The 23,690-nt window shown below is 65.9% G+C and carries 26 protein-coding genes and 1 pseudogene; 3 read left to right on the top strand and 24 right to left on the bottom strand.

What is annotated here, in order from left to right; all coding sequences use genetic code 11:
- Positions 1 to 5: 5 nt before the first annotated feature.
- The 18 genes and pseudogenes from YU1_RS0118485 to YU1_RS0118565 form a co-directional block, all read right to left on the bottom strand.
- Positions 6 to 281: a VirB3 family type IV secretion system protein gene (locus tag YU1_RS0118485; protein ID WP_029005355.1), complete on the bottom strand. Its 276-nt coding sequence runs from the start codon at positions 279 to 281 to the stop codon at positions 6 to 8.
- Positions 281 to 622 (bottom strand): TrbC/VirB2 family type IV secretion system protein, encoded by a 342-nt coding sequence (locus YU1_RS0118490; protein ID WP_029005356.1) that lies wholly within the window; start codon positions 620 to 622, stop codon positions 281 to 283. The genes YU1_RS0118485 and YU1_RS0118490 overlap by 1 nt, the downstream gene beginning before the upstream one ends.
- A complete protein-coding gene (gene trbB / locus YU1_RS0118495; protein ID WP_029005357.1) occupies positions 619 to 1,617 on the bottom strand; it encodes a P-type conjugative transfer ATPase TrbB in 999 nt (332 codons plus the stop codon). The genes YU1_RS0118490 and trbB overlap by 4 nt, the downstream gene beginning before the upstream one ends.
- 194 nt (positions 1,618 to 1,811) lie before the next feature.
- Positions 1,812 to 2,258 (bottom strand): hypothetical protein, encoded by a 447-nt coding sequence (locus YU1_RS0118500; RefSeq protein ID WP_029005358.1) that lies wholly within the window; start codon positions 2,256 to 2,258, stop codon positions 1,812 to 1,814.
- 7 nt (positions 2,259 to 2,265) lie between these two features.
- Positions 2,266 to 4,248 (bottom strand): conjugal transfer protein TraG, encoded by a 1,983-nt coding sequence (locus tag YU1_RS0118505; RefSeq protein ID WP_029005359.1) that lies wholly within the window; start codon positions 4,246 to 4,248, stop codon positions 2,266 to 2,268.
- Positions 4,249 to 4,289: 41 nt separating this feature from the next.
- On the bottom strand, positions 4,290 to 6,029 hold the full coding sequence (locus tag YU1_RS0118510; RefSeq protein ID WP_029005360.1) for a relaxase/mobilization nuclease domain-containing protein: 1,740 nt from the start codon (positions 6,027 to 6,029) through the stop codon (positions 4,290 to 4,292).
- Positions 6,022 to 6,387 (bottom strand): hypothetical protein, encoded by a 366-nt coding sequence (locus YU1_RS33565; protein ID WP_156922245.1) that lies wholly within the window; start codon positions 6,385 to 6,387, stop codon positions 6,022 to 6,024. The genes YU1_RS0118510 and YU1_RS33565 overlap by 8 nt, the downstream gene beginning before the upstream one ends.
- The gene (locus YU1_RS30105; RefSeq protein ID WP_035715880.1) at positions 6,384 to 7,100 is read right to left on the bottom strand and encodes a lytic transglycosylase domain-containing protein; all 717 of its coding nucleotides are present in this window, start codon (positions 7,098 to 7,100) and stop codon (positions 6,384 to 6,386) included. Before YU1_RS30105 ends, YU1_RS33565 begins: the two co-directional genes overlap by 4 nt.
- A gap of 4 nt (positions 7,101 to 7,104) precedes the next feature.
- Entirely contained in the window at positions 7,105 to 7,440 is a 336-nt protein-coding gene (locus YU1_RS0118525; protein ID WP_029005361.1) for a DUF736 domain-containing protein, read from the bottom strand.
- 35 nt (positions 7,441 to 7,475) lie between these two features.
- On the bottom strand, positions 7,476 to 8,021 hold the full coding sequence (locus tag YU1_RS0118530; RefSeq protein WP_029005362.1) for a S26 family signal peptidase: 546 nt from the start codon (positions 8,019 to 8,021) through the stop codon (positions 7,476 to 7,478).
- A complete protein-coding gene (locus YU1_RS0118535; protein ID WP_029005363.1) occupies positions 8,018 to 8,536 on the bottom strand; it encodes a DUF2840 domain-containing protein in 519 nt (172 codons plus the stop codon). Before YU1_RS0118535 ends, YU1_RS0118530 begins: the two co-directional genes overlap by 4 nt.
- Complete coding sequence (locus YU1_RS0118540) at positions 8,533 to 8,787, bottom strand: hypothetical protein (protein ID WP_029005364.1); 255 nt, start codon at positions 8,785 to 8,787, stop codon at positions 8,533 to 8,535. Before YU1_RS0118540 ends, YU1_RS0118535 begins: the two co-directional genes overlap by 4 nt.
- Positions 8,784 to 9,422, bottom strand: coding sequence for a ParA family partition ATPase (parA, locus tag YU1_RS0118545; RefSeq protein ID WP_029005365.1), 639 nt, complete (start codon positions 9,420 to 9,422; stop codon positions 8,784 to 8,786). The genes YU1_RS0118540 and parA overlap by 4 nt, the downstream gene beginning before the upstream one ends.
- Entirely contained in the window at positions 9,419 to 10,528 is a 1,110-nt protein-coding gene (locus YU1_RS0118550) for a replication initiator protein A (protein ID WP_029005366.1), read from the bottom strand. Before YU1_RS0118550 ends, parA begins: the two co-directional genes overlap by 4 nt.
- 11 nt (positions 10,529 to 10,539) lie before the next feature.
- Positions 10,540 to 10,791: a helix-turn-helix transcriptional regulator gene (locus YU1_RS0118555; RefSeq protein WP_029005367.1), complete on the bottom strand. Its 252-nt coding sequence runs from the start codon at positions 10,789 to 10,791 to the stop codon at positions 10,540 to 10,542.
- Between the two features lie 215 nt (positions 10,792 to 11,006).
- Positions 11,007 to 11,642, bottom strand: coding sequence for a DUF2285 domain-containing protein (locus tag YU1_RS0118560; RefSeq protein ID WP_035715882.1), 636 nt, complete (start codon positions 11,640 to 11,642; stop codon positions 11,007 to 11,009).
- Between the two features lie 7 nt (positions 11,643 to 11,649).
- Positions 11,650 to 11,793: pseudogene (locus YU1_RS34485) on the bottom strand (transcriptional regulator domain-containing protein); the annotation flags it as partial.
- Between the two features lie 126 nt (positions 11,794 to 11,919).
- Positions 11,920 to 12,183 carry a DNA -binding domain-containing protein gene (locus YU1_RS0118565; RefSeq protein ID WP_029005369.1) on the bottom strand — a complete coding sequence of 88 codons (264 nt, stop codon included), beginning with the start codon at positions 12,181 to 12,183 and terminating at the stop codon, positions 11,920 to 11,922.
- 230 nt (positions 12,184 to 12,413) lie between these two features.
- Here YU1_RS0118565 and YU1_RS0118570 point away from each other — a divergent pair, with 230 nt between their 5' ends.
- A complete protein-coding gene (locus YU1_RS0118570) occupies positions 12,414 to 12,638 on the top strand; it encodes a helix-turn-helix domain-containing protein (protein WP_029005370.1) in 225 nt (74 codons plus the stop codon).
- Between the two features lie 201 nt (positions 12,639 to 12,839).
- Positions 12,840 to 14,660, top strand: a complete 1,821-nt coding sequence (locus tag YU1_RS32820) for a pentapeptide repeat-containing protein (RefSeq protein ID WP_084539965.1) — start codon at positions 12,840 to 12,842, stop codon at positions 14,658 to 14,660.
- An 81-nt stretch (positions 14,661 to 14,741) separates the two neighbouring features.
- Here YU1_RS32820 and YU1_RS0118580 read toward each other — a convergent pair whose 3' ends face one another.
- From YU1_RS0118580 to YU1_RS34055, 3 genes are all read right to left on the bottom strand, one after another.
- Entirely contained in the window at positions 14,742 to 15,068 is a 327-nt protein-coding gene (locus YU1_RS0118580; protein ID WP_029005371.1) for a DUF736 domain-containing protein, read from the bottom strand.
- A 597-nt stretch (positions 15,069 to 15,665) separates the two neighbouring features.
- Positions 15,666 to 16,106 carry a hypothetical protein gene (locus YU1_RS0118585; protein ID WP_029005372.1) on the bottom strand — a complete coding sequence of 147 codons (441 nt, stop codon included), beginning with the start codon at positions 16,104 to 16,106 and terminating at the stop codon, positions 15,666 to 15,668.
- Between the two features lie 151 nt (positions 16,107 to 16,257).
- A complete protein-coding gene (locus YU1_RS34055) occupies positions 16,258 to 16,425 on the bottom strand; it encodes a hypothetical protein (RefSeq protein ID WP_188582851.1) in 168 nt (55 codons plus the stop codon).
- Between the two features lie 299 nt (positions 16,426 to 16,724).
- Here YU1_RS34055 and YU1_RS0118595 point away from each other — a divergent pair, with 299 nt between their 5' ends.
- Positions 16,725 to 16,955, top strand: coding sequence for a hypothetical protein (locus YU1_RS0118595; RefSeq protein WP_245263377.1), 231 nt, complete (start codon positions 16,725 to 16,727; stop codon positions 16,953 to 16,955).
- A 73-nt stretch (positions 16,956 to 17,028) separates the two neighbouring features.
- Here YU1_RS0118595 and YU1_RS0118600 read toward each other — a convergent pair whose 3' ends face one another.
- The 3 genes from YU1_RS0118600 to YU1_RS0118610 form a co-directional block, all read right to left on the bottom strand.
- Positions 17,029 to 17,958, bottom strand: coding sequence for a DUF2493 domain-containing protein (locus tag YU1_RS0118600; RefSeq protein WP_029005374.1), 930 nt, complete (start codon positions 17,956 to 17,958; stop codon positions 17,029 to 17,031).
- Between the two features lie 328 nt (positions 17,959 to 18,286).
- On the bottom strand, positions 18,287 to 19,342 hold the full coding sequence (locus YU1_RS0118605; RefSeq protein ID WP_029005375.1) for a DUF7146 domain-containing protein: 1,056 nt from the start codon (positions 19,340 to 19,342) through the stop codon (positions 18,287 to 18,289).
- Positions 19,342 to 23,676, bottom strand: coding sequence for a strawberry notch family protein (locus tag YU1_RS0118610; protein ID WP_029005376.1), 4,335 nt, complete (start codon positions 23,674 to 23,676; stop codon positions 19,342 to 19,344). Before YU1_RS0118610 ends, YU1_RS0118605 begins: the two co-directional genes overlap by 1 nt.
- Between the last annotated feature and the right edge of the window lie 14 nt (positions 23,677 to 23,690).

Genomic DNA, 23,690 nt, shown 5'->3' on the forward strand with positions numbered 1-23,690 from the left:
GAGCCTCAGATCCCGAGGTGGGGCGGATAGCGGAGGTGCCGGCGCACCACGTCGACGAACTGCGGGTCACGCTTGGCCGCCCAGACGGCTGCGGCGTGGCCCACCGCCCAGATCAGCGCGCCGGGAATCCAGAGGCGAAGGCCGAGGGCGATCGCCGCCGCCAAGGTGCCGTTGGCGATCGCGACGGTCCGTGGCGCGCCGCCCATCAGGATCGGGTCGGTGAGCGCGCGATGGACCGGCGCGAAGAAGCCGGGCACGTCCGGGTCGACGATCGCGGCCATCAGATCAGCGCTCCGCCAGAGAAGCTGAAGAAGGACAGGAAGAAGCTCGACGCGGCGAAGGCGATCGAGAGGCCGAACACGATCTGGATCAGCCGGCGGAAGCCGCCCGAGGTGTCGCCGAAGGCGAGCGTCAGGCCGGTCACGGTGATGATGATGACCGAGATGATCTTGGCGACGGGGCCTTGCACGGACTCCAGGATGGAGTTGAGCGGCGTCTCCCACGGCATCGAGGAGCCGGAGGCGTAGGCGGCGGGCGCAAAGGCCAGCGTGAGGGTGGCGAGCGTGAGTAGCTCCGCCAGGCGGCGGCGCGATTGGCGAGCGACGGCGAGAACACGGATCATGATGGGTCTCCGAGGGGCAAGGGGTCGCCGCCCGCCCCGGCGGACTGGACACGGTAATCGCCGGTGGCGGGATCGAGCCCGGCGATGAGGGCGAGTTCGGAGAGACGGCGTTCGGTGCCACGGCCGCGCAGCACCGCGACGAGATCGATGGTCTCGGCGATCAGCGCCTTGGGGACGGTGACGACGGCTTCCTGGATGAGTTGCTCGAGGCGGCGGATCGCGCCGAGTGCGGTGCCGGCGTGAATGGTGCCGATCCCGCCGGGATGGCCGGTCCCCCACGCCTTCAAGAGATCGAGCGCTTCGGCGCCGCGGACTTCGCCGATCGGGATGCGATCGGGCCGCAGCCGGAGCGAAGAGCGGACCAGGTCGGAGAGCGAAGCGACGCCGTCCTTCGTCCGCATCGCGACCAGATTGGGGGCGCGGCATTGCAGCTCGCGCGTGTCCTCGATCAGCACCACCCGGTCGCTCGTGCCGGCGATCTCGGCCAGCAGCGCGTTGGTCAGCGTCGTCTTGCCGGTGCCGGTGCCGCCGGCGACCAGGATGTTCTTGCGCGATGCCACGGCAGCACGCAGCGCCGCGGCCTGGCCGGCGGTCATGGTCCCGGCGGCGACGTAGTCGTCGAGCGTGAAGACCGCGACGGCGGGCTTGCGGATCGCGAAGGCCGGCGCGGTGACGACGGGAGGCAGCAGCCCCTCGAAACGCTCTCCCGTTTCGGGCAGCTCGGCCGAGACACGCGGGCGCTCGGCATGGACCTCGGCGCCGACATGGTGCGCGACCAGGCGCACGATCCGCTCGCCATCGGCGGCGGACAGCGTCCGGCCGGTGTCTTCGAGCCCACCCGACAGCCGGTCGATCCAGAGCCGGCCATCGGGGTTGAGCATCACCTCAACGATCGACGGGTCTTCGAGGAAGGCGGCGATGGCCGGGCCGAGCGCGGTGCGCAGCATGCGCGCGCCGCGTGAGAAGGCCTCAGAATGGAGTGGAGCAACCGCCACGATCGTTCCCGTCGGAAGGCCAATCGCGACACGCGATTGGCGACGGGGATGATTAGAAAAGGAAGAAAATGGGGCGCTTCAACAAGTATTCATGTGGCGTAGTGGCCCGGCGTAAAGCAGAGAAAAAATACTTGCTGGGTGCGGAGTGGCTCTTAGCGTTCCTTGCCTGCCGTCTGCTCGTTTGCCGCCGTCGGCTAATCGCTGGCTAAAGGCCGATTCGGTTCTTCCCGAACATCGTCGGGAATCTCTTGCCGAAGCTTCGGCCCTTCATTGAGACGCCGGCCCAGCGTGGCCACGAAATTGTCGTACCGCGCCCCGGCCTGCGCTCGCGCCGCCTTGGCGGCCGGTTCGGGCAGCGGCGGCGTGGTGTTGAGCCAGAAGCGGATGAATAGCGCCAGCGTCTCGACGCCGATGCCGACATCGCGTTCGAGACGCGCCAGGCGCCGATCCTGCTGGTCGAGCCGCTTGGCGATGGCGGCTTCCCGCCGCTCGTCGGCATCCGGTGACAGGAAGGATGCGATGGCGGCTTCGGCGATCAGCGACATGGATTGCTCGCGCCGCGCGGCATATGCCGCCAGCGACTGCATGACGTCCGGATCGAGATAGACGGAGAGCTGAGCCTTCTTTTTCGGCGTCGTCATGCGCGCCTCACATTCCGAGGTCGTCGCCCGGATCGAGCGAGGCCTGCCGGGCAATGCCTTGCATCAGGTCATTCATCCGGCCGATGCGAGGCGCGTCCTCCTCCATGTCGTCCACCTGGTCGAGCGCGAACTCGTTCTCGATCGGCTCCTTCTTCTCGACGGTCGCCTGGCTGAGCTCGGGCTGCTTGCGACGGTCAGTGTTCTTCGGGTCTTCGTCGTCCGCATCATCACCATCGCTTGCAACCGGAGCCGGCGGCCGTGGTGGCAATGGACGGGCGCTCCAGTCGTCGGGGCGCGCCTCCTTTGGGCGAGCGAGCACAGGCGGCGCCACGATGCGTTCCTGGAAGCGCCCATCCTCGTAGTAGCGCGCCTTCTTCGCCCGGATCGGGTGCAGCCCGGAGACCATGACGATCTCGTCGGTCGGTGGGAGCTGCATGATCTCGCCGGGCGTCAGCAACGGGCGGGCGGTCTCCGAGCGCGAAACCATGAGGTGCCCCAGCCACGGCGACAGCCGGCTGCCGGCATAGTTCTTCATTGCCTTCATCTCGGTCGCCGTGCCGAGCGCGTCGCTGACCCGCTTGGCGGTCCGCTCGTCGTTTGTCGCGAAGCTAACGCGGACATGGCAGTTATCGAGGATTGAGTTGTTGGGGCCGTAGGCCTTCTCGATTTGGTTCAGCGACTGGGCGATCAGGAAGCTCTTGATCCCGTAGCCGGCCATGAAGGCGAGCGCCGACTCGAAGAAGTCGAGGCGGCCGAGCGCCGGGAACTCGTCGAGCATGAGGAGAAGCCGCCGGCGGCCGGCCTTGGCCTGCAGGTCCTCGGTCAGCCGTCGGCCGACCTGATTGAGGATCAGGCGGATCAGCGGCTTGGTCCGGTTGATGTCGGACGGCGGCACGACGAGGTAGAGGGTCGTCGGGCGGTCGCCGGCGACGATGTCGCCGATCCGCCAGTCGCAGCGCCGCGTCACCTCGGCGACCACGGGATCACGATATAGGCCGAGGAACGACATCGCCGTGCTGAGCACGCCGGACCGCTCGTTGGCGGATTTGTTCAGCAGCTCGCGCGCGGCGGACGCGACGACAGGATGGACGCCCGCCTCGCCGAGATGCGGCGTCCGCATCATCGCCGATAGCGTCGACTCGATCGGCCGCTTCGGATCGGAGAGGAACGAGGCGACGCCAGCGAGGGTCTTGTCCTCCTCGGTGTAGAGGACGTGGAGAATCGCGCCGACCAGCAGCGCATGGCTGGTCTTCTCCCAGTGGTTCCGCTTTTCCAGGCTGCCTTCGGGATCGACCAGAATGTCTGCGATGTTTTGGACGTCGCGGACCTCCCACTCGCCGCGGCGGACCTCGAGCAGCGGGTTGTAGGCGGACGACTTCGCATTGGTCGGATCGAACAGCAGCACGCGGCCGTGCTGGGCGCGAAAGCCGGCGGTGAGCTGCCAGTTCTCACCCTTGATGTCGTGGACGATGGCCGAACCCGGCCAGGTTAGCAGCGATGGGATGACGAGGCCGACGCCCTTGCCGCTGCGGGTCGGGGCGAAGCACAGGACATGCTCAGGACCGTCATGGCGGAGATAGCTGCGCTGATGACGGCCCAGCACGACGCCGTCGGGGCCGAGCAAGCCGGCCTGCTCGATTTCCTTCGCCTGGGCCCAGCGCGCGGAGCCATAGGTCTCGATGTTCTTGGCCTCGCGGGCGCGCCAGACCGACATGCCGATGGCCACCGCCGCGGCAATGAGACCACCGGATGAGGCGATGTATGCGCCCTCGATGAAGATCGACGGCGCGTAGGCGTCATAAGCGTACCACCACCAGAAGAACGCCGGCGGCAGATAGAACGGGAAGTGCAGGACCTCGAACCAGGGCCGCCCCAGCTCGGGCTGAAAGCCGAGCCGCCAAGCGGTCCACTCCGTCGCGGTCCAGATCGCCAGCAAGACGATGGCGAAGACGGTGATGATCTGACCCCAGAGAATCTTGGTCGCGGACATGCCGGCGAGCCTGTCTTGGGATCTTTGGCTCGAAGGATCACTCATATGCCAATTCCTCTGTTGCGGCCGAAACCCCAGTCGACGCCGCCATCATCGCGGGCGACGCCGGAGACGTGACGGCTGAGTTGCTTTTCGAGGCTGGGCGTCCAAGGCACGAGCTGGAAGCCGAGGCCGTCATCGATCATGGCGAAGCGGCCAGAGGCGAGCGCGAAGCGCTGCCGATAGGCGCCGGCGACATACTCACCCGACGTCGCTTGATTGAAAGGCTGCCCGGTCTCCGCCGCGAGCCGCTCGCCCAGGGCCTCGACCTCGCGGCGCCGGAGCGTGCCGATCAGGCCTTGGGAGAAGACGACGCCTCGGGCCTGGCGCTCGGCGAGGCCCTGCTCAATGAGCTGTTCGGTCCGCCGGTCCATCGCGTCGCGCACCTCAGCGCCGAAGCCGGCCTGGCCGAGAGGCACGGGATCGCGGGCGACCGCCTGCCGGTCGAGCCAGGTCGCCCCGCTCGCCGTCACCTGGTCCTCGATCGCGAGGTCGGAGCGCACCGCCAGCGCCACGCGGCGGCGCCCTTGCGCATCGTCGAACTTACGAAGCTCGACGATCGAGCCGGACCCACTGTCGCCGGTGGCGTCGAGGTCGGGGAATTTGATGTGGTGCGTGCGCCCGTCGACGCCGTCGATCACGGCGTAGGCGGTGCCCTTCAATTCGTCGTCGAGACCGCGATCGACTAGCCGGCCGACGACGGGCACGTCGAGGCTCTCGCTGGCGAGGACATAGCTCGCGGCCGCGCGCTCGATGCCCCGCTCGCGTAGACCGCGGTGGATGCGCTTGATGATGTCGCCGCGCTCGCCGAGCTCGCGCAGCGTGGTCTCGGCGGCCTCGTCGATTGTCCATTGGCCCGGACCAAGCTGATGCGCGAGGCCGAGACTTTCCAGATGCCGCAGTCGCCCAACCTTGAGGGCGTGGTACGGATCGGACGGGTGTCCTGAATCTGGTGCGAGATCGATGACGCCGTGACGGTCCGCGTCGCGGGCAAGCTGCCGGTCGAGCTGCGTCCAACGCTCGGCCTCGACCTGGCGCTCCAGCGCGTGCCGGATATCGAGATCGCTGCGCAATCCCAGTTCCTGCGTGACCAGGTCCTGGGCGCGGGCGCGCATGCCCTCCTTGACGTAGTCGCGGGAGATGACGAGGTCCTGGCCGTCCTCGGCGACGCCGCGCACAATGATGTGGACGTGGGGGTGCTGGGTGTTCCAGTGATCGACGGCGACCCAATCGAGCTTGGTCCCAAGGTCCTTCTCCATCTGGCGAACCAGTTCGCGAGCGAAGCCCTTGAGGTCGGCGATCTCCGGCGCGTCCTCCGGCGAGACGATGAAACGGAAATGGTGGCGGTCGCCTTCGGAGCGCTCGGCAAACGCCTTGGGATCGGCGTCCTCGGTCTCCGGACCGAACAGCCGGGCCTTCTCCCCGTCCCGGGTGACGCCCTCGCGCCGGAGGTAGCCGAGATGGGCGCCGAGCGGCGCCGATCGCGCGGTGTGACGAACGACGCGGGCCTTCACTGTCACCAAGCGGGACCGGCCGGTCAGCAGGTGGTTGGCCCGGACGCTGGCGGCGCGGCCTCGGCCAAAAGTCGAGCGGCTGCCTCTCCTGAGCAGGCCCTGGCGCGATACACCGCCGCCGGCCTGCTGCGCGGCGGCGAGTGCTTGGGCGATGAAGGGCTTCGCCCGCTGGCTGCGCGAGGAGCGGATGCGGCCAGGCCGCGGCTGGAAGTCGTTCTCCTCAGCCATGGCCGGCCCCGGCAATGTGCAGAAAATGCAGGATCGGCAAAGCGTTGAAGTTGCAGCGCACATTGCGCGCCGAGGCCGCACCTTGCCGGATCAGCCAAAAACACAAACAAAAACAACCGACCGACAGAGCCGCACATTGCGGCCTTTTATCTGGCCCTCTGTCGGTCGGTTTCTGCCCTTCACCCCTGTCCGCCCGTCCTCCTTTCCGGAAGTACGCTGCGCCGCGCCAGCCTGCGAAATCGCGCGCGAAAGCCTTGGCATGGCCCATGGAGTCGCCGAGCACCGTCGCGCCGCTAAGGAAAGCGCGAGCTGGCTGAGACATCGCCGCGGCATGACTGCAAGGCGGCAGCGAGATCATGGCTTCGGTCCCGCTGCGGAAACCGAGACGAACAGGCCGGCCGATTGCGGTGCGATGGCGGAGACATCGCGCACCGCGACGACCTCCGGTGTCTCGCTCGGCGGCTGCTTGGCCGACGTGCGATCAGCGGGTTCAGCGCTTGCCGAACGCGTGATGAAGAGCGGCGCCTGCGTCCAGGACGACGGATCGGAGGCCGCCACGAGGACAGGCCCATCGATCGCGCCGTCCCCGACAAAAGGGACGAGCGCCGCGACATAAGCGACCGTTTCGGGCGGCAACGGGCGGTGTCGATCGCGATAGTCTTCGTATCGACCAGGACCCGCATTGTATGCCGCGAGGAAGCCCGGCGATCCGTAGCGGTCGTGCATTTCGCGCAGGAAGGCCGCGCCCGCCAAGATGTTGTCGTGCGCATCGAACGGATCGCGCCCGAGGCCGTACCGAGCGCGCATCCCCGCCCAGGTGTCGGGCATCAGTTGCATCAACCCGATCGCCCCCTTGGACGAGATCGCGCGCCGGTCGCCGCGGCTTTCGACCCGCATGATCGCCCGTATCCATGCTGCCGGAATGCCGAAGCGCTGGGCCGCCTCCGCGATGAGCCCGGCATAGGTATCGCTCGGCGCTTGCAGCTCGATCCGAGCGGTCTGGGCGTGAGCGACGACGGCGGGCGTGCCGAACGTCGTCGCCCCGACGAGCATGACGAGAGCGGCCCGCATGCGCTCAATCCCGCTGGCCGCGCTTGGGCGGGCGGTTCCAGTTCAGCACCCACGCAGACTTGTCGTCGCCGGACTGAAAGAGATTGGCGCGGATTGGCTGATGCAGCGCCGGGTCATCGATGACGAGCGAGACGTATTCGCCCGCCTTCTCGCCGGTGCGTTTCCAGCCCGCGCCGATCTCCGGGCCGTCGGCGTCGCCCAGATGGACGCGATAGTCGGGCGCGTTCTCGGCATCGGAAGCTTCGGCCGGAACGAGAGAAAGGGCTTGGGTGAAGGTGAGCGTCTGGATGCGTCCGCCGAAGCCGGACTTATCGCGGGTGAAATGACCGATCTGCACCATGAGAAACCTCCGTGGTTGGCGGGTTGAGAAGCGGGTCAATCGGTGGCGGCGCGCCACACGAAGCGGCCATCACCGGCCTCGTCGGTCCAAAGCGGGACCGCGCGGGCGACGATCGAAGTGACGGGGAGCGGGCCGAAGTAGCGGCCGTCCAGGCTGTCCGGGACGGTCGGGTTCATGAGGAAAACTTCGCCCGCGCTGAGGGTGTGGCAGCCACTCCAGCGCGGCAACGGACGGCCGAGATGATCGCGTGTCTTGGGGACGCCGACGTCGATATGATCGACGGTCACGGCGTCGTTCTCCCGGCACACCGTTTGTCCGGCGACCGCCATGACGTGCTTCAGCAGCGGCACGCCTCTCGGCAGGAAACCGCCATCGGCGAGATAGCTCGCGATCGGCTCGGGCGGACGCACGGCGACCAGCTCGAGCGCGTGAAGCGGGCCGGCCGGCCGCAGCGCGTAGAGCCCTGTCGGCGTGCTGGCCGTGGCATTCCAGATCAGCCGCGGCGCGGGATGGAAGAACACCAGCGCGCCGGCAGCGAGCATCGCCACATAGGTCGACATGACGTAGCCGAAGCGACTCATGGCGCGACCCTCCGACGCCTCAGCCAGGCCGCATGCTGCGCGCGCGTGTAGGCGTGCGGCTCGTCGCCGACGGCCAGGCGGTTGTGGAGATGACGCCAGTGTTCCGGCGCGGCGTCGGCCGGATCGATGTCGAGGGCTTCGATCGCATCGATCGCCTGCAGCACGCGCTCGACCTTCGGCCAGCCATCGACGCGCAACAGGATTTCGCCACCGGGCTGCACGAAGGGCAGTGTCTGGTGGGGCGCGCCGGCTTCGACCGCGCGCACGATGTCCATCCGCGAGACGATGGTGCCGAAGTCGTTCGACGCCCAGCGGACGAAGGCGAAGATGCTGCCCGGCCTGAAGCTGGAGATGCTGCGGCGGCGGTCGAGGATCTTCTCCTCGGCGCGGCGGCCGAAGCGGAGCCAGCGCTCGATCTTCCTCTCGATCCAGGTCAGCTCGACATGCGTGAGCGCGAGGCCCGCGCGACCTCGCGATGGCGCGACATGCCGCGGCGACAGCGTGTTGTCGCTCATGATGGCTCTCCGGAATCGTCGGGGAATTCGCGCGCGAGAAGATCGCGCAGCATGTCGGCGACGGTGATCCCGCGCCGGAAGGCCGCGACCTTGATGCGACCACGCAGCGCCGGCGTGACGTCGATGGTCAGGCGCGCGGTGAACGCCGAGGCGTCATCGGCGCGCCGCGCCGGGATTTCGGGCGCCTTGATCCAGCTTTCGGCGTCGCCCGGCCGCGCTGCGAAGCCGCGCCTGTTGGGTCGCTCGCTCACGGCGCGATCCTCGCGACTTCGGCGGCGAGCGCGGCGATCTCGCGGGCGGCGGCGCTCTGCTCGGCCAGCTCGAAAACCAGGCGGCCGGACTGCGCGGCGTCGGCGAAGGCGACCCGCTGGCCGACGGTGCTCGCGAGCACCGGCGGATCATGATCGGCCAGCGTCTCGGCCGTCTCGCGGGCGATCACCGTGCGGGCGCCGCAGCGGTTCAGCACGAAGCGCGCGGCAAGTCCTGGGCGGTAGATGCGCGCCTCGCGCAGCAGGGCCAGCATCTCGGCCGACGCCCAGCCGTCGAGCGGCGACGGCTGGACGGGGATCAGCACCAGGTCGGCAGCGAGCAATGCCGAGCGCATCAGACCGGCGACGCGCGGCGGCCCGTCGATGACGACGTGATCGCAGGTCGTGGCCAGCTCGGGCGCTTCGCGATGGAGCGTGTCGCGCGCCAGGCCGACGACGCCGAACAGCCGCGAGACGTTTTCCCGCGCGCGCTGCTGCGACCAGTCGAGTGCTGAACCTTGCGGGTCGGCGTCGACCAGCGTGACGCGCCTGCCGTGCAACGCCCATTCACCGGCGAGATGCAGTGCGAGCGTCGTTTTGCCGACACCGCCCTTCTGGTTGAGGAGGGCGACGATCATCTCTTCCCTCCCGGCTTGCGGCTGAAGGGCAGCGACGGTTGGCGTCCTGGGCGATCTGAAATCGGCCGGTCGGCGGGGTTATCCGCCGAACGCGCGGGCCAACAACAAGAGTTAGATTCTGAGTTAGACTCTAAGTTAAGGCCCGGAATCGTCGTTTCAGGCCAGAGGGTTAACTGCGGTTTGCACGCCCGAAGTCCCGATACCCGCACGCCCGAAGTCCCGATAGTCGGAACGCCTGAAGTCCCGACCCCGTCCACAGCGATATCCACAGGCCCTGTGGATAAGGCGGCGGGCACGATGCGCAGCAGTTCGCGTCGGCCGTTGCGCTCGATGCGTAATCGGTAACCGGGGAGCGGTTGGCGAGCGGCGATCCGGCGGAGGTCAAAGGCGAAATCTGGAAGCTTGGCGAGGCTCCCGGACTTCTCGTGCAGGTGCGCGACCTCGAACAGCCAGCCCTTGGGCTGGCGGCCGGCATGCTTGCGGGCGACTCGATATAGCCAGCGCTCGATGCCGCCGGTCAGGCGGAAATAGGCTGGGTCGATGGCGAGCACCAGCGAGCGATCGATAACGCCGCGGTAGAACCAGTCGGGGAGCACGAACTCCATGCCCTCGACGCGGCCGTCGCGGGTCGTGCATTCCTCCCACTCGTTGATCCAGGAAAACTGATGGCGGCGCCAATGCTCGCCGTTGCGGATCGTCGTGCGGATGACGGTCGATTGCAGGCGAGCGAGCGCGCCCTTCAGAAGCTTGTAATCGCGCGCGCCGGTCTGCCGGCCGATGGATGTCAGGAGCTGATACGGCGTGAAGCGCAGGAAGCGTGAGGTCTTGAAACCAAGGTCTTCGGCCTCGACGATCTGGCTCGCCGCCCAGATCAGCACGTCGGCGTCCCAGATAGTCGCCATGCCGTGTTCGGGCACGGCGTAGACTTCCACGCGGACGCCGCCGGTCTCGTAGAGGATGGGCGCGGTACGCCTGGTCTTGGCGAGCGAGAAGAACGGCCGCTCCATCAGGTCGCGCTGGTCGCGCGGGCTGGCGTCGCCCATGGCGACGACGAACGGATCGAGCTTGCTCCGTTCGCTGCTGGTGATGAGGCGGCGCGACGACATCGGCGAGCGCCTCAGCGATGCGCATGGCCGGCGGCGCGGGCCTCGACGTAGCGGGGATCCGACGTCGAGTTGCAGGCGGCGTTGTCAGCCCAGGCCTCCAGGTCGCCGATGGCGTAGACGACGCGGCCGCCGAGCTTACGGAAGGTCGGGCCGCTGCCGTGGCAGCGATACTTTTCCAGGGTGCGCGGCGAGATGCCAAGGATGCGCGCCGCCTCATGGGTTCGGACGTAGCGGGTGGCGAGCTGCGCGGACCTGTCGAGCATGGGAAGCCTCCGTCTTGCCTCGAAGCGCCGCGGCCAAGTCGCGGCATGTCGGGGTCATGGTGGCGGAGGGTTCAGGCGTTGGGGGTGGACGAAGATTTTCGGAAGGGTGTGTCCCCCTTCGCGCGACCATGAGCGGGACGATGGTCCAATTCGTCACTGCCGAGACGGAGATGGATCGAAGAGCGATGCGCGCTGAAATCAGGTTATGTGGCTGGTCAGCCGCCGCGGAGAAACTTGAGATAGCCGCGTTCGACGAGCGCGATCGAGTCGTGGATCAGACGATTGGCCGCGCGTCGCGCGTGGGAGTCCTTCCACTCGACAGATGGAAGTTGGGCCTGGTCCGAATGCAGGATGATCTCCGCGACGTCGCGAGGACCGCCGCCCATGTCGTGAACGTCGAAGGCGTGAAGAAGCTGGACGAGACGGCGCTTGCGCTGCGTGGTCATTCGCAACGCCCGTGGGAGAAGGCCGATGGTTTGGCCGCCTACCTTGCGGATGAAACGCGACGCGACATCGAGTCGGAGATCGACCGATGCGGCGCCGAGCGGCAGGAGAATCATGGGGCGCCGAACGGCCAGATCGCTGTTGAGCCGGATGTGAAGCTCGCCGGACCCATCGACGATTACGACCTCACGACCCTCATCATCGGTCCGGTCAGCGACAATCGAGCCGAGCTGGGATGGGTCGAGGGCCACAGGCGCGAATCCGCTCGGCGCTGCATCGAGCAGCAGCGTGCCGGGCGACAGTTCCGGCAGCCAGGTAGCGGGTTCGTCGCCGACCGGAATGCTCGGGTCGTGGGCGAAACCGCAACCCCCATCGTCGGGCGAAATCCGCGCGAGCGGACTCCGCATCGACGTGATCGCGTGCGATCTGGCGCTGGATTTGGGCGTAGTCACGCCGGTATTCGGCGTTGCGGCGCAGGAATTCGACGGCGAAGCCGGGGCGTTCAAGGCGATTCAAGTGATCGATCGTCTCCGGCGAGCGCCAATACTGTGTGGGCATGGCGTTTCCTCTCGTCTTGCTCCCCTATTCGGGGAGCTTCAAACCATCCGGAAACGCAGGCTTTGCGCTAGACCCTATGATTGCATCGCGCGCGACGACAACCCGTACAACAGACGTCTTGGTGGCTCACTGCGCTCGTGGCTGAAGCAGGTGCCGATAGCCGGTTTTGGTCATCCAGCGGGCGCGGGCCAGGTGGCTTTCATGGACGATTTTGGCACGGCAGGGCTCTTGCGCCGGATCGAGGCCGAAGAGCACCAGCACGACCTCTCGCCAGTCGGCTCCTTCTTCCTCGGCCATCAGCAACCGTAGGTATATCGCCAGATGTCGCTCATCATAGGCGTTCACGCGGTCGGTAAGCGGCGGCCGGTCACAGAAGGGCGCCTCGGTCATTGCGATCTTTCCCCCGTCGAGATCAAAGCAATGCAGTAGGGATTCATTTACCGCAAATTTTGACAGACTTCGCGCATGATTAGGCCGGCGCCGCGATGCCTATGGCGCATCACGTTGCTCAAATTGACGGTGCAGAGGCAGTCGAGACCGGGCATGGATAGCATAACCCGCGGACGAATCGGAATGATCGTTCCTGGAACGATGGTTCCTGCGCCGGCTCCATCATCGCCATGGATCTCAAGGAGCTCATGGCGATCAATCTGCGTCGGTTGCGTCATGCGAAAGGGATGACGCAAGAGGAGTTGGCCGAGCGGGCCGGGTTGAGCGCCCGGTATATCGGGGCGATCGAGCGCGCCGACGTGTCGGCGAGCGTCACCGTCCTGGGCCAGGTGGCCGAAGCGCTTGATGTAGATGCTACCGAGCTGGTTCGCGCCCTTGCACCGAGGGGCACATAGTAGCCGCCGCCAAGGTGGCTGTTATAAACTCGCTTCAAGATCGCGTTGTGCGCGTGATTTCACCCGACCGTGGGCGTCGAGCGCAGGGCGGGACGGTTCCGTTCCTCTTGGCAGGCGCCGTCTGATCGTGGCAAGGGAAAGCTTTGGGGTCGATTTGGACAGGCGCTGGATGATCGATGACGAAGATATGGGAACCCACGAATGTCGGCATCAGAAGTACTGCAAGCGGCGCGCAAAGGTAGGGCAGAACTTGAGGCTTTTCAGCGCAGCCATCCCGATGACACGCTCGACTTCAGCGGAGTCGATTTTCGTGCTCCCGAAAATGAGCACATAACCTTCTCCGATTTTCATTTCTTGCTGCCAGTCATTTTCGAGGGAGCGACATTCGGCGATACTCCGGTTCCCTTTCAGGTTCATGGTGCCGCATTAGGCGCTCCAGGATCACCCAAAGGGGCGGCACTATTTCAGAATACAGTGTTTGAACGGCGTGCGCAGTTTAGTAAGGCTAAATTTGGGAGTAACGCACGCTTTGACGGCGCGATTTTCAAGGACATCGTCAATTTTGTCGATGTGACGTTTGGTGAAGGGGCACGATTTTCACGAGCCATTTTCCAAAGTTCGTCGTTCGCGCACTCAATCTTCGGCCCCATGACGTGGTTCGATGAAATTCTGATGGTCCGTGATGGCTCATTCGAAGAGTCGATTTTTGGACGCCACGTCGACTTTAGCCGCGCCATTTTCGAGCGTGTTCATTTTCAGAGTTGCCTTTTTGGGGAAGGTGCGAGTTTCGAGTTTACGGTGTTCTCGGCATTGGCTCAGTTCAACAACACGGAATTTGGCGTGGGGGCCAATTTCGAAGGCGCTGCTTTTTGCGGGCGTGCCGGGTTCGAGGGCGCGACATTCGGAGATGTTGCGTCGTTCAGGGGAGGCGATCGTCAGGCGCTTGTAGACTGGGCCGACGAGCGAGCGAAATCCTTGTTGCCCGACTACGCGCAGGTGGTAACGGAACGTACCCGAGCAGCCGATCCTTCGGCTTTCCATCGGGCATCGTTCTCCGGCGCTACATTCACCACCAGTGGAACCGAATATGCGACCCCGTTTACCATGGCGGAGGGCATCAAATCCAAAACGCTCGAAGCGCTGCGAGAGGGCCTGCGGCGAGTTCGAGTTCTGTTTTATCCGGCTCACGATCTTATGCGGCAGAAATTCTCTGGCGCCGATTTCAGCAACAGGTCGTTAAAGGGATCTGCTGATTTCAGCCGTGTTCGGTTTGAACAGCCACCAGACTTCCAGAATGTTGACCCTGTTAGCTCCTTGGACTTTGCCGCAGCGCGGTTCAGCTTCGGACGGCGGGCGTGGCTCGTGTCCCGTTACTGGACGACACAGACCGATACGGTGACCCGCCTCCGTCGACTTCGAAAGATCATGAAAGACATCGACGAGCCCGATCTCGAATCGTCGCTATTTATTTTGCAGCGAATGGCGGAACGCGGCATTGCATGGCGAGCTTGGTGGGACGACGTATTGCATGGCTATGGCATCTATCACCTGATCGGGGCTCGACTTAAGAGCGGAAATAGAGAGGAATTTTCTGAGCTTCGACGGCGGCAACTTTTTAAGATACCGAGATCGGTATGGGTAGCGATAACAGGAATCGGCCGCCCTTTGATGCTAACGCTTCTCGTTTTCCTTTATCGATACTCTTCTGATTTCAGTCGAAGCATCTTGCTCCCACTTGGTTGGTTCGTGCTATTTGCGTGCGGGTTCGCCTTCTTGTGTTCATCGTACACCGCAACCGACTTTCGCGTAGAACAGATTCCCGACTTGATGGCCTTCTCCTTATGCGTTTCTTTTCCAGTTAGCCCGTTGGCCCGGCGGAGCTTTGACGAAGTTGGCTCACGGTTGTTTCCAAACGGAATTCCCGAGGTGATATTCGCTCTTTCGATAGGTCAGGCGGTCATTGAGACGGTCCTGCTATTCCTCGTGGTGCTAGCGGTTCGAAATCACTTCCGCGTCCGATAGGCGGGGAAAACCTATTTCGTCCAACGGGTTTCTGGGAGCACTGCCCCGCCCGGACCGGCCGGACGGGGCATTGTAGGGAGGTCAGTCGCTCCGGCGGCCGTTGGGGCGGGACCAGATCAGGCTGTAGCCCTCGCCGTCCTCGTCATCGAACAGGTTGGCGAAGATCGGGGCGGTGAAGCTCGGATCGTCGAGCTTGAGGCCCAGATAGTCGCGGCCTTCGTTGGAGCGCTTGGCCCAGGCGGCGCCGATCTCGACCCGGCCGACATAGACGCGGTGGCTGGGGCTGTTCTCGCCGGAGCGGGTGGCTTCGGGGACGATCCGGACGTTCTTGGCCTGGACCGAGAGGGTGACGATTTCGCCGGTGAATTCGTTCGAGCCGGTCTTCTTGAAGGTGCCGATGGTCGCCATGGTAGTTCTCCTTGATCTCTGTTTCCGAGCCCGCACCATTGCGGCCTCGATGGTGATCGACGGGCCGGAGGCGATCGACGGCGCACCCCGAAGGGGCTCGACAGCAAAGGAGGAACTTTCTTGTTTCGCGAGGAATGGCGGCGCAGCCGGCAGGGGAAGAAAGTTATGACGCCGCTGTTGCGCCTTAGGCGGTCAAGGCTTTAGCCGGCCTTCGGCCAGATCAGTCCATCGAAGAGGCCGTTCGGTGCGCTCGGCCTGACAGAGCTGACATCAAGGGGAACATGGCGATTTTCGAGTCGCCGCAAAGTCCGGCCGGTTGAAAGCGAGGGCGACCTGTGCCCTGCCCCGGCCACCAACGGATCTCCCGCTTCGAAGACCAAGCTCCGGCCGCACGCCGCATTTCATGCGCATCGCAGGCCGGGTCGCCCAGGCGTCGCCATCTGGTCCTTGCCGCTGTCACGACCGCCATGACTCCGGCGACTCTGCGGTGGCGGGCCGAGCTTCACTGCCAAAGTCGCTCTCTCGCCAGCTTCGATGACGGGGACTGCGGACGTCTCGGGTGCCTGATCTGATCCCGCCCCGCCGAAGCGATAGTTGTCAGCCCCGAGCCAAGCCCTGTCCGGCTGGTCCGGGCGCGGCCATTCCGGTGAAGCGGACGAACGCCGTGACGCTGACGGCGATCGCACCGATGATGGCGAAGATCGTCTGCCACGTAGGCGAAGGCATCGCCATCTGGGCGATTCCATGGGTGGCGCTGTAACCGGCGACGGCGGCGGGTGCGACGTAGAGGAGGATGATCAAAAGCCGAAGCCACGTCCACGGCACAAAGGCGAGCGCGAGCTGGCCAAGGCTAAAGGTTATGCCACCGGCCACGACACCCACCGCAATGCCGCCGAGCACGCCGGCACCCGTGTGGAAGGCCCAGATGCCGATCGTCAGGCCGGCGAAGAAGGGCAGCGCGAAGACAGCGAGGTTGAACAGCAGCCAGCAGAAGAAGCCGATGGCGACAACGACGAGCAGTGGTCCGAAGATGATCATGGCGGTGCGCTCCGTGAGATAAAGGTCTGACGGTCGCGCCTTCCACCACCACCACCACGGCGCGACCACGAATATAGCCGCAAACAGGCGCCGGCGGGAGCAGAAATCCCGCTGGCGCTCTGAGGTTCAGCTTTCGTGGTGGTTCGCCCCTTCATGGTTGGAAGGGGTCGAATTCGTGGATGACGGCAGCGGGATCGCCGTCATATTCGGCGGCCAGCATGACGCCGAAGTTGCCAGCGTCAGCATGAAAGACGACGACGCAGACCATGAGAGTGATGGCGAGGTTCCAGCCGTTAGCGAATGCGAGGGCTTGAGACATTGATCCGGCTCCTGTGCTGAGGCGGGGACCATCCCCGCGCGACAGGCGCCCGATGTGTTCGGCCGAGGGCCGCAATCACCGCGAAGCCGAAGACGCAGCGGCGGCACGCTTCGCGTAAGCCGACCCTTTACGGGTTGATGGCGTCAGGCCCTCGGCCGGACCAAGGATCAGCGCTGATAGACGCGGGGTGGCGCCCGCCGGCAGGAGCCGCCACTCAAAGGCCGTCGCGGACAATGCATGGAACCTCGTTGTCCTCACGGTGCGCTGGCCGATCGGCTAAGGTGTGCTTACGAGTCGACATGATGGCTGAGGCATGCGGCATGGCGGAATTTACGGGACGCGACCTGCACCTGGAGAAGAAGGCGCTCGCCATTGCGGTACTGGCGATCGAGCGGCAGCCGGGGCCGTTTCAATCGGCGTCCGATCAGAGCGACATGAAGGCGCTGCTCGATGGCCTGATCGAGAACGATACGGAGTTGGCGCACTATGCTCGTGCGGCCCAGATTGCCGTGACGGGTGAACCGGACTGAAAGGCGGCTTTCCTGAAAGCCGCCGATCCGCTTTTCCGGGTTCACTTCATTGCGGATGAAGAGAAGGCAGCGCTCACGCGCCGCCAAACTTCCAGACCGGGATGCCGAACTTCTTGGCCTTGTCGGCGAGGTTGTCCTGGATGCCAGTGCCCGGGAAGTGCATCACGCCGATCGGCAGCACTTCGAGCATCGCATCGTTGCGCTTGAACGGCGCGGCCTTGGCGTGCTTCGTCCAGTCGGGTTTGAAGGCGATCTGCGTGACCTTGCGGTTCTCGGCCCATTTGGCGGCGATCAGCTCGGCGCCCTTGGGCGATCCGCCGTGCAGCAGCACCATGTCCGGGTGCTTGGCGTGGACCTGATCGAGCTTCGCCCAGACCAGCCGGTGGTCGTTGAAGTCGAGCCCGCCGGTGAGTGCGACCTTCGGACCCGGGGGGAGGAGCACCTGGTTCGCCGCGCGCTTCTTCGCCGCTAGGAAGTCTCGGCTGTCGATCATCGCGGAGATCAGATTGCGATGGTTGACCTTCGAGCCGTTGCGCGGCCGCCAGGCCGAATGGGTGTGATGCTCGAATTGGTCGGCCGCTTGATCGCGCATCAGCTCGAAGGCGTTGCGGCGTTCGATGAGCGTCTGACCTTCCGCCGTCAGGCGTTCCAGCTCGACGGATTTGACCTCGCTGCCGTCCTGTTCCCGTTGCGCGCGTTGCTGAGCCAGCTCGTTGTCGTCGAGTTCGCGTTCGATCCTGTCGATGGCCCGATGGAAGACATTCACCGTCGACCAGAGCAGGTCCTCGAGGTCGGGTTCGAGGCGAGTGTCAGCTAGCGCCACCACGAGGGCGTCGAAGATGTCGGAGATGCTGCCGGCGAGGATGTGCGCTTCGGGAAGCGGCCTGGGATCGGGCTCGTCGTTGAAGGGACGGTAGCCATAGAGCTGGAGTTCGTGGAGGACCTGGTCGATCGGGGATGCGCTGTGGTGCGGCTCGAAATCGTCGTCGTGGTTGGTGGTCATCGCGGCTTTCCTCGTCGGATCGGCCGCGCCCATCGCGGCCTTCATGGCGACGAAGGCGGCGGGCGGACCGGACCTGCACCCGCAGCGAAGCGAAGGGCCGGAGCCTCGGCGGAGGACCGAAGGGGGCCGACTATTTTGTCTCGCGATGTAAAGGCGGCTTTGCCGCCGACGGAAAATAGTCGGCCCACAAGGTTGCCGGTCCGGGCCGCTTGCTGCCCGATCGCCCTCTCAGAAGGCCGTGGGCGTGGTCCTTTCCGACGCTGAGGGAAAGCACGACCGCCGACCCTGTGGCGACGACGCCGGCGAACCGCCTCTCATCCCATTCCGGCTAGGCCGCCAGCTCCATGAAGCGGGCGACGTCCTGTGCCGCGATCTGCACCCGGCTGGCCGCTCGAAGCGCGTCGATCCCGAGCAGGCGGAGATCCTCGTTGAAGTCGCCGAGCCGTGGCGAGATCACGATCGCCTCGATCCCGACCTCCTGCGCCCGGTCAACCAATGTCGCCATCGCGCCATCGCCGGCCGGATCGTCGTCGCGGGCGATGTAGAGTCGGCGCAGCGTGTCCGGGAACAGGATGGCGGAAAGATGCGCCGCCGAGAGAGCTGCGACCATCGGCATGTTTGGCAGGACGCATCGGAGCGACAGTATCGTCTCGATACCTTCGCCGGCCGCCATGACCTCGCCCGCCACGCCAAATCGAACGGCGTGACCGAGAAGATCGCCCATCGCCCGTCTCGGCGTGTCGATCGGCGCCTTGCCGAGTGTCGCCTCGGTGAAGCCGCCGGGGTCGAGCCAAGTGCGATGCGCGCCGGTCAGATGGCCGGAAAGATCGGTGACGGCGGCCATCATCGCCGGCCAGGTCTCGGTCGGGCTGTGATCGTCTGGCCGATAGTAACAGCGCGGGTGGAAACGCAGGCTTCCGGTTCCGTGCAAAAACGTAATGCCGCGATTACGGAGATACGCTTCTACGAGAGTGCGTTCGATCGGCTGCGACATGGCGAACAGTCGCCGTGCCGCTTCCGGCGATCCGGTTTGAGCGCTGGGCGTTCGCAATCGGGGACGATCCGGCTCAGGCTCCGAGTGCGGCAGGCTGAGGAATGAACGTGCCTCATCGGCAACGTCCTTGAAGTCGACCAGGCCGCAGCTTTCCCGGATCACGTCGAGCAGGTCGCCATGTTCGCCCGTGGCCGCGTCGGTCCATTTGCCGGCGGGGCCTTTCACCGACTCCTTGAGCCGCACGAACATCGAGCGGCCCGGCGTATTGCGCACATCGCCCACCAGCCAATAGCGGCCCTCACGCCGGCCGGCGGAAAGATAGTGCCGGCAGACCGTCTCGGCGTCGCGCGCGAGTCGATTGGTCAGGTCCGAAGCGTCGTGGCGGGCCATCACGCCGCTTCCCGCTGGCCGATGCGCTCGACCGGATAGTGGTCGAGCACCTTCGTCAACACACCAGCGCCGGTCGCATTCGTCGGCACGAACATGCGCAGCTTCCAGGAGATGATTTCGCTGAAGAGGCCGTAGGCGCGCAGACGGTCGCGCATGGTGTCGGCGAAGCCTGACAGCTCGATCCGGTGAGCGCCCATGACCCGCACCCGATGGAGCTGCAAGCCGTCGGCGAGGTCGAGGATGGTGCGCCCCTCGATCAGCGCCGCGAAGGCCGCATCCGGCGTCAGGGTGATCGCCCCGGTCAGCGAGGCGTTCGCCGCCCAGGCCGGCGAGACCCTGCGGCCGATGATACGTTCGCCTGCGTCGGTCTGTAGCCGATAGACGCGCGTCGACTCGTTCGGCAGGCGCTTCCAGATTGGGAGCAGCAAGCCGGCGACGATGTGGATCGTGCTGTCGGCGAACTCGGGGACCTCCGACACTTCGCGAGTCCATGCCGCCGCGAACGCCTCGCGGTCGGCCGCCTGCCAATGGCTCTCGTCCAACATCTTCAGCGATGCGTGATGGTGTTCCATCGGCCGGATCAGCCGAACGCGGCGTTCGATCTCGCCGTCGTCGAGCATCAGGCTAGGCGCCGGGATTTGCACGGCGGCACGGCCCGAGCGCTCGTTGATCAGCAGCATGGCGCGGGGATCAGCGAGGTGATCGAGCGCCTCGTCCAGCGTCACCGGATGATCGCGCCGACGCTCGGTGATGGTGAGCAGCCGGGTCTCTGCGCCCGTCGCGGGATGGGTGTAGATCGCGCGGCGATCGGTGACGACGAAGCTCTCGGCCCGCAGTGTCTCCAAGCCGACGTCATAGACGCCGCTGGCGATGGCGTCCTCGATCTTGGCGTTGAGCAGTTGCTCGAACGCCGTGAACAGCACGCCCTGAAGCTCGATGGTGAGCGCCAGCAGGCGGTTGAGGAAGGTCGTGATCGGCGGCAACTCATCCTTGATGCCGTTGGCGTCCATCAGTTTGAGGCCGGTGGCGTCCTCGAACATCTGGAGCGAGCAGTCTTCGATCTTGCCGCGCACGAGCAGCAGATAGAGCTGGCGCAGCGCGTCGCGAGCGTAGTGGGATTCGAGGTTGTCCTCGGGCCTGAACAATCCCTGTCCGCCGGTCTGGCGCTGACCGCGGGTGATGGCGCCCAGCGTGTCCAAGCGACGGGCGATGGTCGAGAGGAAGCGCTTCTCGGCCTTCACGTCGGTGGCGATCGGTCGGAAAAGCGGCGGCTGCGCCTGGTTGGTGCGGTTCGTCCGCCCGAGGCCCTGGATCGCGGCGTCGGCCTTCCAGCCGGGTTCGAGCAGATAGTGGACGCGCAGGCGGCGGTTCCGCGCCGACAGCTCGGCGTGGTAACTCCGGCCCGTCCCGCCCGCCTCCGAGAAGACGAGTATGCGCTTCAGGTCGTCCATGAAGGCGGCGGTCTCGGCGAGATTGGCGGAGGCGGCGCGGTTCTCGACGACGAGGCGGTCGCCCTTGCGCACCACGCGGCGCGAGCGTCCGGTCACTTCGGCCACGAGGTCCGTGCCGAAGCGCTGGACGATCTGGTCGAGCGCGCCGGGCACTGGCGGTAGCGAAGCAAGCCGCTCGATCAGCTCGTTACGACGGGCGACGGCCTCGCGGCTCTCGACCGGCTGGCCGTCGCGGAAGACGGGCCGGGAGGAGAGATTGCCCTCACTGTCGGTGAACGGCTCGTAGAGCTGCACCGGGAAGGAATGCGCCAGGTAGTCGAGAACGTACTCGCGCGGCGTGATATCGACGCGAACGTCGCTCCATTCCTCGGTCGAGATCTCGGCGAGCCTGCGTTCCATCAGCGCCTCGCCGGTCGAGACGATCTGGATGACGGCGGCGTTGCCGTCCGCCAGATCCTGATCGATCGAACGGATCAGCGTCGGCGTCTTCATCGAGGTCAGCAGGTGGCCGAAGAAGCGCTGCTTGGCGCTCTCGAAAGCCGAGCGGGCGGCCGACTTCGCCTGGGCGTTCAGCGTGCCGGTCTCGCCGGTGATGTTGGCGGCCTGCATCGCCGCATCGAGGTGATTGTGGATGATGGCGAAGGCGCCGGCATAGGCGTCGTAGATGCGCCGCTGCTCATCGCTGAGCGGGTGCTCGATCAGCTCGTATTCGACGCCGTCATAGGAGAGCGATCGGGCGGTGTAGAGCCCGAGCGACCGGAGATCGCGGGCTAGCACCTCCATGGCGGCGACGCCGCCGGCCTCGATCGCCTCGACGAACTCGCCGCGGGTGGCGAAGGGAAAATCTTCGCCGCCCCAAAGGCCGAGCCGCTGGACATAGGCGAGATTGTGGACGGTGGTCGCGCCGGTGGCCGAGACATAGACCACGCGCGCGTCGGGCAGCGCGTGCTGCAAGCGCAAGCCCGCGCGGCCCTGCTGGGAGGGCGCGACATCGCCGCGTTCGCCCTTGCCGCCGCCGGCGTTCTGCATGGCATGGCTCTCGTCGAAAATGATCACTCCGTCGAAGTCGGAGCCTAACCATTCAACGATCTGGCGGACGCGCGAAAGCTTCTCGCCGCGGTCGTCGGACCGCAGCGTAGCGTAGGTTAAAAATAGGACGCCTTCGGCGAGCCGGATCGGCTTGCCCTGAGGGAAGCGCGAGAGGGGCGTGATGAGTAGGCGCTCCATGCCGAGCGCCGACCAGTCGCGCTGGGCGTCCTCGAGGAGCTTGTCGGACTTGGAGATCCAGACCGCTCTGCGGCGACCCTTCAGCCAGTTGTCCAAGATGATGCCAGCCGACTGGCGGCCTTTGCCGGCGCCGGTGCCGTCGCCCAGCATGAAGCCCCGCCGAAAGCGGACGGCGTTGGGCGCATCGTCCCGCGCGGCGGTGACGAGATCGAAGGTCTGGTCCACGGTCCAGGCGCCGACGAGATAATCGCCATGCGCCTCGCCGGCATAGATCACCGTCTCGAGCTGGGCGTCGGACAGCAGCGCGCCGCTGACGAGATTGATCGGCAGGCGCGGCCGGTAGCTCGGTTTCGGCGGTGCGACCGAGGCCATGGCGGCGGACTGCACCAGCTTGGTCGGGTGAGCCTGGGCGCCTGGAATCCGGATCGATTGAAGCCGGTATTCCTCATAGATCGCATCGCTGAGACGCGCGCCCTCGGGCGGCGTCCAGTCGATCGTCTCATAGGAGAGATCGACCGCCTCAGGGCCAGCGATTGAGGGCCTGGCGGTTTGCGCGGCAGCGGCGCGGGCGAGATAGCCCCGCACGGTCCGCGGTGCGGCGACAGCCGACATGGGGATGGCGAGGCCGGTCGCAAGTGGCAGGCGGCTCGGAACGTGCTCCGCAATCCAACCCAACAAGGTCGCAACGTCGGGCGCTATGCCCCGTGATTCCGGCAGCGCCGCCGGGTTCTCGGCAGGGGCCTTGTCGATGACGATCAGCCGCGTGTCGATGGTCGTGCCATGCTTGGCGTAGATCGCACCGTCGATCGCAGCAGTGAACACGATGCGGCCGCGCTCTTGCAGGCGGACGAAGGCGTCGCGCCAGGCCGGGGCGTCGGGCGAAAAGTTCGCGCCGGTGATCGCCACCAGCCGCCCGCCATCGGCGAGGCGCGCGAGGGCCGAGGCGATGTGGCGATAGGTGGTGTCGGCCATGCGGCCGGACACATTCGCCATCGCCGAAAACGGCGGGTTCATCAGCACGACGCTCGGGACCACGGCCGGGTCGAGGTGATCGTCGATCTGGGCGGCGTCGAAGCGCGTGACGGCGACCGCCGGAAAGAGAGAGGAAAGCAGCGTCGCCCGGGTCTCGGCCAGTTCGTTCAGCACGAGCGCGCCGCCGGCGATCTCGGCCAGAATGGCGAGGAGCCCAGTGCCGGCTGATGGCTCCAGCACGCGATCCGCCGGTCCGATGGCGGCCGCGGTCAGGGCCGCGAGACCGAGCGGGGTCGGCGTCGAGAACTGCTGGAAGGTCTCGCTCTCGGTCGAGCGGCGGGTGTGGGTGGGAAGAAGGTCGGCGATCTTGGCCAGGGCGGAAAGACGCAAACCCGGAGAGCCTGCTTTGCGGAACAGCGCCTTGCCGTATTTGCGGAGGAAGAGGACGGTCGCCGCCTCGCAGGAATCGTAGGCCGTTTTCCAGTCCCAGGCCCCAGAGGTGTCGGAGGCGCCGAAGGCCGCTTCCATGGCGGCGCGCAGGATCGCAGCGTCGATCCGCTGCCCGCGTTCGAGATGTGGGAGGAGCCGCTGGCCTGCGGCGAGGATCGCGCCGGACGTGTCAGGATGCAGGACAGCCGGCAGCAGAGCGGCCTGGTCGGCCGCGATCGGAGAAAGATCGTTCATGAGGGGAGCCTCGG

It is taken from the genome of Azorhizobium doebereinerae UFLA1-100, assembly GCF_000473085.1.
Taxonomy (GTDB): domain Bacteria; phylum Pseudomonadota; class Alphaproteobacteria; order Rhizobiales; family Xanthobacteraceae; genus Azorhizobium; species Azorhizobium doebereinerae.